General features: G+C 34.9%; 18 protein-coding genes and 1 pseudogene. 1 reads left to right on the plus strand and 18 read right to left on the minus strand.

Annotated elements, in window-relative coordinates:
• Positions 1 to 122 precede the first annotated feature (122 nt).
• Positions 123 to 2705, plus strand: coding sequence for a preprotein translocase subunit SecA (secA, locus tag OOL03_RS05265; protein WP_264707686.1), 2583 nt, complete (start codon positions 123 to 125; stop codon positions 2703 to 2705).
• Positions 2706 to 2708: 3 nt separating this feature from the next.
• On the opposite strand, the gene OOL03_RS05270 is transcribed toward secA, so the two are convergent.
• The 18 genes and pseudogenes from OOL03_RS05270 to rplF form a co-directional block, all read right to left on the minus strand.
• Positions 2709 to 2906 (minus strand): hypothetical protein, encoded by a 198-nt coding sequence (locus OOL03_RS05270; protein ID WP_264707213.1) that lies wholly within the window; start codon positions 2904 to 2906, stop codon positions 2709 to 2711.
• Positions 2907 to 2921: 15 nt separating this feature from the next.
• Positions 2922 to 3781, minus strand: a protein-coding gene (locus tag OOL03_RS05275) for an IS630 family transposase (RefSeq protein ID WP_264707034.1) whose coding sequence is annotated in 2 segments (ribosomal slippage) — positions 2922 to 3457 and positions 3457 to 3781 — 861 coding nt in all. Because the reading frame shifts where the segments join, the coding sequence is not laid out codon by codon here.
• Positions 3782 to 3842: 61 nt separating this feature from the next.
• Positions 3843 to 4823, minus strand: a pseudogene (locus tag OOL03_RS05280) (M48 family metalloprotease); the annotation flags it as partial.
• A gap of 71 nt (positions 4824 to 4894) precedes the next feature.
• On the minus strand, positions 4895 to 5548 hold the full coding sequence (gene ribB / locus OOL03_RS05285; protein WP_264707214.1) for a 3,4-dihydroxy-2-butanone-4-phosphate synthase: 654 nt from the start codon (positions 5546 to 5548) through the stop codon (positions 4895 to 4897).
• Between the two features lie 6 nt (positions 5549 to 5554).
• The gene (gene greA, locus OOL03_RS05290; protein ID WP_264704997.1) at positions 5555 to 6049 is read right to left on the minus strand and encodes a transcription elongation factor GreA; all 495 of its coding nucleotides are present in this window, start codon (positions 6047 to 6049) and stop codon (positions 5555 to 5557) included.
• 9 nt (positions 6050 to 6058) lie between these two features.
• Positions 6059 to 7600, minus strand: a complete 1542-nt coding sequence (atpA, locus tag OOL03_RS05295) for a F0F1 ATP synthase subunit alpha (RefSeq protein WP_264707215.1) — start codon at positions 7598 to 7600, stop codon at positions 6059 to 6061.
• Complete coding sequence (atpH, locus tag OOL03_RS05300; protein WP_264704995.1) at positions 7597 to 8157, minus strand: ATP synthase F1 subunit delta; 561 nt, start codon at positions 8155 to 8157, stop codon at positions 7597 to 7599. Before atpH ends, atpA begins: the two co-directional genes overlap by 4 nt.
• A 41-nt stretch (positions 8158 to 8198) precedes the next feature.
• Positions 8199 to 8549 (minus strand): YraN family protein, encoded by a 351-nt coding sequence (locus OOL03_RS05305; protein WP_264707216.1) that lies wholly within the window; start codon positions 8547 to 8549, stop codon positions 8199 to 8201.
• A 23-nt stretch (positions 8550 to 8572) separates the two neighbouring features.
• Positions 8573 to 9001: a 50S ribosomal protein L17 gene (gene rplQ, locus OOL03_RS05310; RefSeq protein WP_264704994.1), complete on the minus strand. Its 429-nt coding sequence runs from the start codon at positions 8999 to 9001 to the stop codon at positions 8573 to 8575.
• A gap of 7 nt (positions 9002 to 9008) precedes the next feature.
• A complete protein-coding gene (locus tag OOL03_RS05315; protein ID WP_264707217.1) occupies positions 9009 to 10076 on the minus strand; it encodes a DNA-directed RNA polymerase subunit alpha in 1068 nt (355 codons plus the stop codon).
• Between the two features lie 21 nt (positions 10077 to 10097).
• Complete coding sequence (gene rpsK, locus OOL03_RS05320; RefSeq protein ID WP_065094543.1) at positions 10098 to 10484, minus strand: 30S ribosomal protein S11; 387 nt, start codon at positions 10482 to 10484, stop codon at positions 10098 to 10100.
• A gap of 24 nt (positions 10485 to 10508) precedes the next feature.
• Entirely contained in the window at positions 10509 to 10877 is a 369-nt protein-coding gene (rpsM, locus tag OOL03_RS05325; protein WP_010962745.1) for a 30S ribosomal protein S13, read from the minus strand.
• 59 nt (positions 10878 to 10936) lie between these two features.
• Positions 10937 to 11578: an adenylate kinase family protein gene (locus OOL03_RS05330; RefSeq protein WP_182366930.1), complete on the minus strand. Its 642-nt coding sequence runs from the start codon at positions 11576 to 11578 to the stop codon at positions 10937 to 10939.
• Positions 11575 to 12903 carry a preprotein translocase subunit SecY gene (secY, locus tag OOL03_RS05335; protein WP_010962747.1) on the minus strand — a complete coding sequence of 443 codons (1329 nt, stop codon included), beginning with the start codon at positions 12901 to 12903 and terminating at the stop codon, positions 11575 to 11577. The genes OOL03_RS05330 and secY overlap by 4 nt, the downstream gene beginning before the upstream one ends.
• Before the next feature lie 3 nt (positions 12904 to 12906).
• Positions 12907 to 13377 carry a 50S ribosomal protein L15 gene (gene rplO / locus OOL03_RS05340; protein WP_213862995.1) on the minus strand — a complete coding sequence of 157 codons (471 nt, stop codon included), beginning with the start codon at positions 13375 to 13377 and terminating at the stop codon, positions 12907 to 12909.
• Between the two features lie 3 nt (positions 13378 to 13380).
• Positions 13381 to 13893, minus strand: coding sequence for a 30S ribosomal protein S5 (rpsE, locus tag OOL03_RS05345; protein WP_010962748.1), 513 nt, complete (start codon positions 13891 to 13893; stop codon positions 13381 to 13383).
• A gap of 12 nt (positions 13894 to 13905) precedes the next feature.
• The gene (rplR, locus tag OOL03_RS05350) at positions 13906 to 14277 is read right to left on the minus strand and encodes a 50S ribosomal protein L18 (protein ID WP_264707219.1); all 372 of its coding nucleotides are present in this window, start codon (positions 14275 to 14277) and stop codon (positions 13906 to 13908) included.
• Positions 14278 to 14282: 5 nt separating this feature from the next.
• Positions 14283 to 14828 carry a 50S ribosomal protein L6 gene (rplF, locus tag OOL03_RS05355; protein ID WP_264707220.1) on the minus strand — a complete coding sequence of 182 codons (546 nt, stop codon included), beginning with the start codon at positions 14826 to 14828 and terminating at the stop codon, positions 14283 to 14285.
• Positions 14829 to 14834 lie beyond the last annotated feature (6 nt).

Genomic DNA, 14834 nt, shown 5'->3' on the forward strand with positions numbered 1-14834 from the left:
TTTAGTAATATAATCTCATATTAAATAAGACTTTACTTAAGTTTATGCTAGATTCTCCACTAATTTTGACAGCCATTCTTATATTTTTCATTTTTACGTCGTCATTCTTTTTTATAAGAAAGATGTTTGGGTCAACAAATAAGAAGATAATAAAATCCTTCAGAAAAATTGCTCAGCAAATTAATGCACTAGAGGCGGAAATGCAGAGCTTATCTGATGAGGAGCTTGCTGGTAAAACTGAAGAATTCAAACGAGAATTGAAAAATGGGAAAACGTTAAATGATCTTCTCGTACCTGCATTTGCGGTTGTGCGCGAAGCCTCCCGAAGGTTTCTTAACATGAGACACTTTGATGTTCAGCTAATTGGTGGAATGGTACTCCACAGTGGCATGATATCAGAAATGAAAACAGGAGAGGGAAAGACACTCGTTGCAACTTTAGCAGCATATCTAAATTCCTTAGAAGGGAAAGGCGTGCACGTCGTAACTGTTAACGACTACCTTGCGAAACGAGACACGGAGTGGATGAGCAAATTATATAACTCTCTTGGGGTTTCTGTTGCATTCATTACGAATAATTTGACGGATGAGGAGAGAAAAGAGGCTTACAGTGCAGATATCGTGTATTCTACAAATAACGAACTTGCCTTTGATTACCTGCGAGATAATATGAAATTTTCTCAAGAAGACATGGTTCAGAGAGGCTTTCACTACGGAATAGTTGATGAAGTGGACTCAATACTCATTGATGAAGCTCGCACTCCGCTTATTATTTCTGGCCCTGTTGAGGAAAACAATCAGATATATAAGCATATCAATAAAATAGTAACCAAATTAGTTGACTATGATTATGAAGTAGATGAAAAAGGTAGAACGGTATTCTTGACTGAAGATGGTATTTCACGAGTGGAGGAACTACTGAGGTCATACAATCTCATTCCTGAAAATTCCTCGCTCTATGATACTGACAGCATGATAATGACTCATTATATAGACCAAGCATTACGTGCACATAAGCTGTTTACTGCTGATAAAGATTATATAGTAAAGGATGGCAAGGTAGTGATTATTGATGAATTTACTGGGCGTATGATGGAGGGCAGGAGATATTCCGATGGTCTTCATCAGGCACTTGAAGCGAAGGAGAATCTTGAAATTCAGCATGAAAACCAAACTTTAGCATCGGTTACATTTCAGAATTACTTTCGTATGTACAATAAACTCTCCGGAATGACTGGAACAGCAGCAACAGAGGCAGAAGAGTTTCGTGATATATACAGATTAAATGTAGTAAAAATTCCAACCAATGTACCTGTAAAAAGAGTTGATATTGATGATGAAATTTACGGTACAGAAAAGGAAAAATTTAATGCTGTGTTGAAGTTTATAGAAGAATGCCACAAACGCCTTCAACCGGTCCTTGTTGGCACGGTGAGCATCGAAAACTCTGAGAAGCTTTCTGCGCTTTTGCAAAGCCATTCTCTTAAGCATTCAGTATTGAATGCTCGTTATCATGAACAAGAGGCGTACATAATAGCGCAAGCTGGGGTGCCAGGTAGTGTCACTATAGCAACTAACATGGCAGGGCGTGGAACTGATATTCAGCTTGGTGGAAATGCTGAAATGATCGCAAAGGTAGAGCTCAAGAAAATAAAAAATGCTGATGAAAGAGAAAAAAAATATCAAGAAATAATTGAAAGAGTAAAAAAAGATAAGGAAATTGCTATAAAAGCTGGTGGTTTATGTGTGGTTGGAACCGAAAGACATGAAAGCAGGAGAATAGATGATCAATTACGCGGCCGTTCTGGTCGTCAGGGGGATCCTGGACTTTCTAAGTTCTTTTTATCGCTCGAAGATGACCTAATGAGAATATTTGGTTCTGATAGAATGAGAAGCTTTTTACAAAAAGTAGGGTTAAAGAATAACGAAGCTATTCATCATCCATGGATCAATAAGGCACTCGAGAAAGCGCAAAAGAAAGTTGAAGCTAGAAACTATGACGTGCGGAAATCTCTACTTAAGTTTGATGACGTAATCAATAACCAACGTAAAGTTATTTTTAAGCAGAGAAACAATATCTTAGGCAACGAAATTAATGATTTGTTTGAAGTGTATAGCGAAGTAAATGAGAGCGTAGTAGAAGGTATAATCCAAAGTGGCTATTATGAGGATTATATTGAAGATATAGTCAAAGAATTCCATACAAGGTATGGAATAACGCTTGATAAAGAAGACTTGGCAAAGTTTTTGAATAAACAAGAAGCTTTGAATTATGTAAATGATAAGATACAAGAATTTTTTACTGAGAAAGAAAAATATTTCAACAGTCAGCACACTACAGATTTGTGGAATACGATCGTGAAGCAAATGATGATAATGACACTTGATCATTTATGGAGGGAACACCTTTCAGTTCTAGAGAGCCTAAGACAAAGCATAAGCTTACGTGCTATGGGGCAGAAAGATCCACTGAATGAATTTAAACGCGAAGCTTTCTTGATGTTTGAGTCGATGCTTGAAAAATGGAAGGAACTCACCATTCATCGCCTAGCGCACTTTAAGTTGGCAGACAACCAAGAGATAGGCAATAGATTACATTCTGCTAGAAATAGCAGACTTCCCAAAGTCTCAAGAAACGACAAGTGCCCTTGTAATTCTGGAAAGAAGTACAAACACTGCCACGGCGCGGTTACTGTGGTGAATTAATAATTATGGTTGTACAGTTTGTTTATTTCCATCAACATTACTGCAGCTAACCTCACTTAGCTTACTGTTTAATGAATACTCTGATGACTTATATGTAACTCCATAGGTAATACTACCAACTATCAGTGCAGATGCTACAGTAATTCCAATTATTGCTAGTGCAGGTAATGCAGTGGCATAGGCAAGTATAGCATTTCTCATAATAGTCCAAACAGGTCATAGGAAGGCAGAATCAACAGCACGAAGAAAGGATTCGAATAGAGGAATGTTTTTCCTGGCTCTGTTTTTTATAGCAAACCAATGATGCTCAATTTTGTTGAAATCTGGAGAATAAGGCGGCAGATACAAAATTTCTGCACCAACCCCTTTAGCAAGCTCGATAATCTTATCAGACTTATGAAAAGTAGCATTGTCAAGAATGACAGTCTGTCCAGGTTCCAAGATCGGTGTCAAAAATTGCTCAAACCATCCATTAAAAACATCCATATTACAGTGGCCTTCAAAGGTTAACGGAACAACTATCTTTCTTCCACTTAAGGCTGCAACCATACTGATTCGTTGAGTTTTCTTTCCAGATTTTAAGGCATAAAACCGCTGTCCTTTCTGGCAATATCCGTAGGGGTAGTCTTCGGTGTTATCAATGCCAGACTCATCTATATACACTAAGTTTTTAGGTTCTTTTGTCGCTATAATTTTCAAAAATTCAGCACGTTTTTCTTCGTTTCTTTCCTTGTATCCATATGTCTTTTTTTGCGCGTAAATCCAATTTTTTTAAGGGCTCGATAGATCGTTTGGATACTAACGTTGTTCCAAAGTTTAGCCATTTCCGATAGAGTCTTTCCTCCGTGTTCTCTGGCAAATTTGGCAAAGGTATCCCAGTCGGTAATTTTGTGATTGTAACCCCCATTTCCAAGTTTTTTTGATTGAAAGTCTCCTGTTTCTTTTCTTCTTTGCTGCCACTCCCATAAAGTAGTTCGTCCAATCTTAAATCTTGCTGCCACTGTTTCTCTGCTTTCTCCTTCGTCTAGCGCTTCCATTGCTTTTTTTCTTAAATCATAACTATATGCTGCTGGCATTCAACCTCCTTATCATCATCTATCCTTATCCTATCACATCCGGACTTTTATCGAAAGAGCTATAACTGTTTTTCTCAGATAAATACCTAAGCGATTCTTCATACATTTTTATTGCTTCACTTAAGTTTCCAGCTTTGTATAGCATTTCTGCTTTTAATTCATATAGGTATGGGTCATTGCGTGACTCTTGAATCAATGAATTCATTTTAGCAATAGCCTCTTCTATCTTTCCTTGCCTATAGCAAACTATAGCATTTACATACTCAGAATTATTTTCATATTTATTAGATAACACATGAATAGGAGCAAAGAAAGAGTCTAGCTTTGCAACCACACGCTCAAACTTTAGTAACTTATCCGCAAAAATTGGTTTTACGTTGTTTTTGACCTTATAATTCTGTACAGCAAATATACGTTTCTCACTAAGTGGGTGAGTGCGGAAATATTCCTCGGTGTTTTCATGCTCAATACTTTTAAAATAATCAAAAATCTCTTTCATACCTGAATTATCATAGCTAGATTCATCAAGGTACCTTAAAGCATAGCTATCTGCTACACTTTCTTGCTCTTGAGAATAGTTAGAAAATAGCCTTGAACTGAATGCTACACCACTAAGCAAAATTGCACCAGCAACCTGAGGGTTAATGATAATACTAGAAACTAATCCTACCATATAACTAATCATTGCTATCGATTGAAAATAACCCATAGCACTACTCATTTGCAATATATGACCAGCAGATATGTGAGCAATCTCATGTGCTAATATACCAAGCAGGACATAAGGTTTAGCCGAATATCGTAAAAGCCCTAAATGAATGAAGATACTGTTATTGTTAATTACAAAAGCATTAATCGAATTGTCATTAATTATAAAAACTTTTATTCGGTCACTACCAATGTTTGCAGCGAAAAATAAAGGTTGCGCTAGCTCTTTCACTATTGCTTCCACTTCACTATCTCTAATAATGTTAATAGAGTAAGCATTATTATAATATGCAAAAAAGAACAATAAGGTCAAAAACTTAGCAATTCTAAACATGAAAATTCTGTGCTTGTATAATTCATAGGAATTCTATATTTTAACACTTAAATTATACAAATTTATAAACGCTAGTTTAATTTTTTAACGTAACTGATAAGTTTGTCGATGGTAGTTAACTTAATTTTATGTTGTTCAGCAAATTTAAGCAACTGAGGTAAGCGCATCATAGAGCCATCATCATTCACTAATTCACACCCTACAGCTGCATGATTAAGACCAACCAACTTTGCTATTTCAACACTTGCTTCAGTGTGACCATTACGTGCTAAAACCCCGCCTTCATTTGCAATAATAGGGAAAACATGCCCTGGAGTAATAATATCGTCCTTAGTACTCTTTTCATCAATGGCGGTAAGTATCGTATGTGTTCTATCATAAGCAGAAACACCTGTTGTGATACCATAACGTGCATCAATTGATGTAGTAAATGCAGTATGAGGAGCAACCTTTTCGTCTACATTACTTCTCTCCATAAACTCAAGATCTAGTTTACTCATATGAAGCTCTGTCATGGCTAAAAATACAATACCAGTACCGTATCTAACCATAAAAGCCATATGTTCCGGCTTTATTTTCTCAGCTAAGACAATCAAATCACCTTCATTCTCTCTACTTTCATCATCAACTAAAATGAATAATTTACCGGAACGAGCATCCTCTAATACATCTTCCACAGAAGAAACACCGGGTAGACTCATTGAAGCATAAGTGGCCTGTACCATAATAATTTACTTAAATTCAATCTTAACTATTTTATACAATTTCTCTCCATTTGGCACTGTCACTTCCACATACTCACCGACTTTTTTGCCGATTAAGGCACTCCCGAGTGGTGAACTAGTAGATATTAACTGCTTTGAAACATCAGCTTCATATTCGCCTACAACCTTATAAACATATTCCACTTCACCGTTATTATCACTTAACATGCTTAATGTCACAGTTGCACCAAATATTACTGAATCACCAGACAAATTTTTTACTTCTATTACTTCCGCATGTGAGAGCTTACTTTCTATCTCCATTATACGGCCTTCAATAAAACCTAACCTTTCCCGTGCAGCATGATACTCTGCGTTTTCAGACAAATCACCTTGATCACGAGCATCAGAAATAGCCTGTATCACAGAAGGTTTTTCTTCCTTTAATTTTTCAAGTTCGGCTTGCATATTCTCAAAACCTTCCCTCGTCATAGGAAATTTATTAATAATGGATGAAGCCATAATTACCACCTAAACGCAATTAAATTGAGTAACAAAATTACTCACAATATTAAAAATATCATCTTTTATATCACCATTCATGTCATTTGACAACTTTTTTAAAACCCCACGGTGTACAGTACGAAAATAATTAATAAGATCATGTTCAAATTTATTAACGTTACTTATTTGTATTTTACTTAACTGATTATATAGACTAGAAAAAATATACATCAGCACTACTTGCTCTTCTATTGGCATAGGTAAATGTTGTTTTTGCTTTAATAACTCAACAAGATATTTACCCTTATTCAAGGATAATTGAACACTAGCATCAAGATCAGAACCAAATTTTGCAAAATCTTCTAATTCTCTATACTGAGCTAAGCTTAGCTTTATAGAACCAGCAACTTTTTTCACAGACTTTAATTGTGCAGCAGAACCAACCCGTGAAACTGACAAACCTATATTTACTGCAGGTCGAAATCCTTTATAAAATAATTCAGACTCAAGAAAGATCTGCCCATCGGTAATTGAAATAACATTTGTTGGCACATATGCAGATACATCACCAGCTTGAGTTTCGACAATTGGCAAAGCAGTTAAAGACCCCTGCCCTTTTTTATCAGACATTTTAGCAGCTCTTTCAAGCAAGCGAGAATGTACATAGAATATATCTCCAGGGTAAGCTTCACGACCAGGAGGACGTCTGAGCAATAAAGACATCTGCCTATATGCTACAGCATGCTTAGATAAATCATCATATACAATCAAACAATGCATTCCATTGTCACGAAAAAATTCCCCAATAGTGCAACCAGCATAAGGTGCTAAAAATTGCATAGGCGCGCAGTCAGATGCACTAGCCACAACTACAGTTGTATACTCTAATGCTCCACTTTCTTTTAGCTTATTTACCACTTTTGCTACTGTTGAAATTTTTTGTCCAATAGCAACATAAACACAGTAAACTTTTTGATTTTCATCTACTTCATCATTAATCTTCTTCTGATTTATAATAGTATCAAGCGCAATAGTAGTTTTACCAATTTGTCTATCGCCAATAATTAATTCACGTTGCCCTCTACCTATTGGAATTAGCAAATCTATAATTTTAATTCCTGTTTGCAACGGTTCATGCACAGATTTACGATCAATAATACCTGGCGCTTTGGATTCTATATCCATCCTATTTTTAGTTCTAATTTCTCCGCAACCATCTATAGGCTGACCTAATGCATTTACAACTCTTCCTAATAATTCATGCCCTACAGGCACCTGCACAACATTACCACTACATTTTACAACGTCCCCTTCTTTCACATCACGGTCATTACCAAGCACAACTATTCCAGCCGTATCATGATCTAAATCAAGAACTATTCCTTCTACACCGCTTGCAAAAAATACCTTTTCACCGAATTTTGCTTTTTCCAGTCCATAAACCAATGCAATACCATCTGTTACTGAAATTACTTCACCTATATTTTCCCGCTTTATAGGATTATCAAACGTCTCAACTTTTTCCCTTATTACACTTGCTATCTCAGAAACATTCATACTGTTCTTCATACAAAATTCCTTACTTTCAATATTTCCATTTTACTTAAGTCAACTAACCTATCCAAGTAACTTTTTAGCGAAGCATCGATCAAATTAAAACCATACCTAACTACGAAGCCACCTAGTATAGAAGGGTCAACCACATTGCTTACTTTTATTATTTTACCAAGAAAGCTCAAAGATTCAGTAATTATTTTTATATCAGATTCCTTTAAAGTTTCTGCTGACTTTATAGTAATCTCGAATTCATTTTCATTTTTTCTTGCAAGACTTAAGAATTTTTCTAATATAAAGATCAATAAACTAGAGCGTTTATTTGCAAATATAACCATAATAAATTTTACTAAATTCTCACTCAAGTGCTCATTTATAGAAAGTATCACTTTTTTTTTGTGTGCAAAAGAAATCATAGGATGGGATAGGTACACAAAAACGTCACGTTGATCCTTAAAAAAAGCCAACAAAAATTCTACTTCTTTCCTTATAATACCTAACCTGCTTCCTGAGACATGAAACAGCACTCTAGCGTAAGATGAAACTAAATTATTGTATTGGGTCTTTTTCATATTAAATCCAGTAAATCTAAATTAATTCAGCTATAAATCTTTCATTCTTCAATCCAAGCATTTTTTATATAAACAGGTCTTCTCTTTAAGGAAAGAAAATATAAATCATATCTGACTGAATAATTTAAAAAACTAAGGTTTTTACTTAAGAAATACTTAGAAGAATTTATAATAGACTGACATTGAAGATGAGATATCGGTATTTCTTTTCCAAGTAAACTTGTTTTAACTTCTATAAAAATCAGCTCCTTTTTTTTAGATACAATTAAGTCAATTTCACCGAACTTACAACGGTAACGGCGTTTTATAACATTATACCATTTCAGCCTTAAATACGCTAAAATTAACAATTCGCCAAAGTAACCTATAAAGTAGCGTAACCTACTTACCATAAGAAGAACAATTATGATAATAATTAACTTTGTATAACTACTTTGCCTCCTTCTCTATTTTTACTATAAACCTTACCTCTTGCTGCAACATCCCTATCAACCAGTTCTATCACTGCCATTGAAGCACAATCACCCTTTCGAGTGCTAAATTTTATTATTCTAGAATACCCACCTTTACGATCTTGATAACGGCTGGCTAAGACGTTTAATAACTTATCAACTGCTAACTTACTATTATGAAGGCGTGAAAGCAAAAGTCTTCTACCATGTAAAGTATTCTTATTCTTAGCAATTGTAATAAACTTTTCGACATATGGACGAAGTTCCTTAGCTTTTGGTAAAGTAGTTACAATCTGCTCATGGTTAATTAATGAGATAGACAGATTCTTTAACATCGATAATCTATGTTCAGTACAAAGAGATAGTTTACGTTTTTTTATTCCATGTTTCATATATCACCTAATCTTCATCAGTATGTTGTTTAGCCAACTCATCTATATCTTTAGGCGGCCAGTTTAGCACATTCATACCCAAAGACAAGCCAAAATTAACCAAAACTGCCTTAATCTCATTCAAAGACTTTCTGCCAAAATTAGCAGTTCTTAACATTTCACCTTCTGTCTTCTGCACAAGATCACCTATATAAGTGATGTTTTCGTTTTTCAGACAGTTATGAGACCTGACAGATAATTCCATTTCATCTACCTTACGCAATAAGACAGGGTCATAACCCAAGTCTTTAGCACCACTAGATGAAGAAACTTGCGATTTTTTATAACTCACATCAGAACTAATAAAGGGCTGAAGTTGCTCCTGTAATATTCTTGCAGCAAAGTCAACAGCTTGACTCGGAGAGATTGTACCATCAGTTTCAATTGACAATATCAGCTTATCCTTATCAGTAACTTGGCCAACACGACTGTTCTCTACCTTGTACGAAACCCTGTTGACAGGGCTATACAAAGCATTAACTGGAATAAAACCTATTAAATCCTGTTCGCTCATAAGCTTCACAAGTTCATTTTCTTTATATTTAGTTACAGGAAGATAACCTTTTCCGCTAGCCACATATATGGTCATGTTAAGCTCCACATTTTGCCCCAGCGTACATATTAACAAATCTTTATTAACAATAGAGCATTGATCATCAGTTTCTATCATCCCAGCTAATACCTGGCAAGGCCCTTTAGCGTTTAAATTTAAGCATTTATTAGAAGCACCATTTAATTTACACCTCAACATACCCATATTTAATACTATATCAGTTACGTCTTCTCTCACCCCTTGAATTGAAGTGAACTCATGAGTTACATCTTCAATTTTTATTCCATAAACAGCACTACCTTTAAGAGAAGATAACATTACACGTCTTAATGCATTACCTAATGTTAAAGCAAAACCACTTTCCAACGGTTCTAGCACTATATCACTTTTTTCACTTGAATCATCTGATATTACCTTAACTGAACTAGGTTTAATCAATTTATCTAAATTGCTACAGAGAGAAACATCATTATTATAATACATAAAACAACCTTTTCAAATATCCTATACTCTTCTTTTTTTTCTTAACCTGCACCCATTATGAGGAATTGCGGTTTTATCTGCAATTGAAGTCACAGTCAACCCACAGCTCTGAAGTGCTTTAACCGCAGCTTCGGTACCAAAGCCAGGACCGCGAATTATTACAGAGACAACCTTCATACCAAATCTCTCCATTGCGTTCTTCGCAGCAGACTCCGCAGCCTTACCTGCAGCATAAGGTGTGGATTTTCTCGAACCTGAAAAACCACATGCACCCACAGAAGTTTGACATAGCGTATTACCATGAACATCAGTTACATTTACAAAAGTATTATTAAAAGTTGCACGAATATGGACAACACCAGTAATAAACTCCTTCTTACTCTTACCAACCGTTTTGACTTTTTTCATTAAAACTCACAATAATAATAAATTTTATTTTTTCCCAGCAATAGGCAACCGAGATCTACCTTTACGAGTCTTAGCATTAGTATGAGTCCTTTGCCCTCTCACAGGTAAACCTTTTCTATGCCTCACCCCTCTATAGCATCCCATTTCCACTAAAGATTTTATGTTCATAGCCACTTCTTTTCTGAGCTCACCTTCTATAACATAATTTTGTCTAATGAAACCGCTGATCTTTTCTATATCTTCATCTCGTAATTCTGAAACACGTTTGCGCTTATCAACTTCGCAAGCGTGACAAATTACATTCGCAGTAGCAATACCTATACCATATATATAAGTTAATGCAAAAGGAACACATTTCCTCACTGGAATATTTATGCCTGCAATACGTGCCACTGGTACCTCGATACTTTATTAATAACAACTCTTAATTTATACCATAAAACAACTCAGAGTCAAACCAAATTACAAGAAATTTTACTTTCAATCTCTTGCGTTACCTCATCAACACTCAAATTAGCGTCAATTGTTAATAATTTGCCTTTATAATACTCGCGTAAACCTTTCATTTGAAGGTGATATTCACTTATTCTCTTATTAATTGCAGACATATCAGCATCATCAATTCTTTTCTCTAACCTCGTACTTTTACATTTAGCACAAGTAGTACTCTTAAAAGAAGATACACTATATATGCTTTTACAGTCCAAACACGCGAGACGATTTTTTAACCTATCGATTGCAATATTATCGTCAAGCTGCAGCTCAACTACAATGTCAACATCCCTATTATATTTTTCTTGCAAAACTTGAGTCAAAAAATGAGCCTGGTTTAAATTTCTCGGAAAACCATCTAATAAGCAATTATCATCCACTAATGCAAGCTGGTCACGTAATAATCCACATATAATTTCATCTTGAATTAAATTACCAGATTCCACGGTACCCTTTATTTTTTTACCTAACTCATTACTGCTAGATATAATATTCCTTAATAAATCCCCTACTGAAATTAATTTTAAATTATATTTTGCTATTAACAAGCTTGACTGAGTACCTTTACCAGAACCTGGAGGACCAAAAATCGTAATGATCATCTTACTTTCCTCGTTTTAGACTCATATTTCTTTATCCAGTTGTCGTACCTATTTGAAAAAATATAAGATTGTATTTGCATAATAGTATCAGTAATAACGTTCACTATAATCAGTAAGCTCGTCCCACCAAAAATAAATGGTATATCATAATAATATCTCATAACTTCAGGTACAGTACATATGACTACCAAATACGCAGAGCCAATGAATGTCAACTTAAAAACTATATCTTGAAGGTAATCAGAAGTATGTTTCCCAGGCCTTCTACCAGGTATAAAACCACCATTTTTTTTAAGAAAATCTGCGTTTTCCTCTGGATTAAATATAAAATTGGTATAGAAAAAATTAAAAAATACTATCAGCACCAAATAGGCTACAATATATACTACTTTATTTGCCATAAAGTAATTCAAAATAAAATCAGAAAAAGCGTGCCCCTTATAGAAATTTGCAATTGAAATAGGTGTCAATAAAATTGCATTAGCAAAAATGGTTGGTACTACACCAGATAAATTAATCTTCAATGGAATATAAGTAAAATCGTCATTATGTAATCTTTTAAATTGCTTTTTAGGATGTTGAACAATAACCTTTCTATAAGAAGACTCTACAAAAATAACTAAGAGTAGCAGCAAAAAAAACAATACCAAAACAAAAAGGATAATAAATAACGATACGCTACCGTTTTTATTTAACGTTAACAAAGATGACAAAGCGCTGTGTAACTCTGATATTATACCCGTGAAAATGATTAATGAGATACCATTGCCTATACCGCTAGCGCTGATTCGTTCACCAAGCCATATTAAAAGCATAGTTCCACCTAAAAGGCTGAAAACACCTATTGTACGAAACATAACACCAGGTTCGATTACAACCAATACCCCTTCCCTATTCATCCCTTCCAATCCAACCAAAATTGGAATTGATTGAAATACACAAATTACTATGGTCAGATAGCGTATATAAGAATTCATCTTTCTACGGCCTGACTCTCCATCATTCTTAACTTCCTTCATTCCTTTAATCGCAGAAGAAAGTAACTGAATAATGATAGAAGCCATTATATATGGCATAACGTTCAATGCTAGAATTGTCATTCTAGCCAATGCACCACCAGAAAATAAATTAAATACTCCAAAAACGCCTGAGCCATCTTTGGGAAATATATCATTAATTACATCAAGATTAATTCCAGGAATAGGCACATAAGTACCCAAGCGATAGCAAATTAAAGCTATTAGCGTAAAAAATATACGCTTTAATAAATCGCCTTTATATAACAACGTAGGATCCAAGCTATTAAATGCTGATTTATTGCCCATGACTTACGATAGTATTTCCACACTACCACCAACTGAAGCTACAGATTTTTTTGCAGCTTCTGACGCAAAATCAACATGAAACACAAATTTTTCGCTCAACTTACCTTTATTAAGAAGTTTAATTTTACCCTTAATAGACTTTATAAAACCTAATTTATACAGCCTCTCCTTATCTATAACAGAGTCTTTCACTATTTTTTTAGCTTCCATTAAGCGCTGTATATCGCCAACATTAATTATAGAGTATATGCTCCTACGTATAGGCTTAAAACCTCTTTTAGGCAAACGAGTATATATAGACTGTTGTCCACCCTCAAAACCATTTATAGAAACTCCACTTCTAGCCTTCTGCCCTTTATGCCCTCTACCGGATGTTTTACCTTTACCACAACCGATACCTCTACCCAGCAACTTAGGCTTCTTTTTCTTAGATAATTTAGTAAATATAGAGTTTAATTTTACAGCATTATTCATACTTTACCTGTTTCCAACTATCTCGCTAATCTTTTTGCCTCTTTTGCTTGCTACCTGACGAGGAGATAACATACTATCAAAAGCCTTAAACACCGCACATATAACGTTATGAGGATTATTTGATCTAGTGGATTTAGCTACCACATCCTTTATACCTAACACCTCAAAAACTGATCTAATCGCTCCACCAGCAATAATACCTGTTCCGGCTCTTGCGGTTCTTAAAACTATCTCACCAGAACAAAATTTAGCTTTAATATCATGATGCAAAGTTCTACCTTCACGCAAGTACACTCTAATCATTGATTTCTTTGCAGCATTTACAGCTTTGACTCTTGCTTCAGCAACTTCTGCGTGCTTACCTATTCCACACCCTACCCTACCCTTCTCATCGCCAACAACAACCAAAATTGAAAATGAAAATCTTCTACCACCTTTGGTAACCGTTGTCACTCTTCGTACCGAAACTAAAAGCTCTGATAAATCATTATTATTTTGTAAATTCTTTATAGCCATATTCAAAACCTTCTAAAATTCAAATCCAGAACTTCTTAAAGCCTCAGCAAATTGAGAAACTAATCCTGTGTATTTATACGCTCCACGATCAAACGTAAGCTGCTGCTCTAATTTCATGCCAGACAGACGCTCAACCATTAAAGAAGAAACCTGTTTTACAGTTTCAGCGTTGACTTTCCCTTTACATACATCCTTAATTTTAGCATCCAAAGTAGAAGCTGAAGTGAGAGTTATTCCTTTTACATCATTAATTAACTGGACATAAAAATGCCTATTAGATTTAAATATGGATATACGTAAACGTTCAGCGCTCTTGTCAAGCTTCGCTCTATTACGTAACTTCCTTTTTTCAGAATTACTTAAAAAATTATACGATCTTTTCATTTTTATTACTTCTTTTTACTTACAACCTTACGCAGCATAAATTTGCCTTTTATTACAACACCCTTACCTTTATAAGGATCATATTTTCTAATTTTGCATATATCAGACGCCACCATATAGACCTTCTGCTTATCCATACCACTAACTACTAAGTGAGTTGGCTTTATGCACTTAATCTCAACATCTTTAGGCACTTTATATTTAACATTATGGCTATAACCAAGATACAAAGTCAAATACTTACCATCACACTCTGCCTTATATCCCACACCGTTAATCTCAAGATTAACAGAAAAATCATCAACCATGCCGTTAATGATATTATTAATATTACTCCTATAAGTGCCCCACATAGGCTTTATTTTATCATAATTATCTTTATCTTGATCAACAGAAAGCAATAGCTGATTATCAATAATCTGACACACAACATCCCTGATCAAGCTAACTTCCTTTTCAGCCTTAGCACTCTTTATTAACATACTACCATTATTATATTCAACTGAAACACCAGCAGGAATATTGATAGGAGCAGCACCTATACGAGACATGAATTT

Origin of the sequence: Wolbachia endosymbiont (group A) of Acrocera orbiculus (assembly GCF_947250015.1) — a bacterium.
Taxonomy (GTDB): Bacteria; Pseudomonadota; Alphaproteobacteria; order Rickettsiales; family Anaplasmataceae; genus Wolbachia; species Wolbachia pipientis.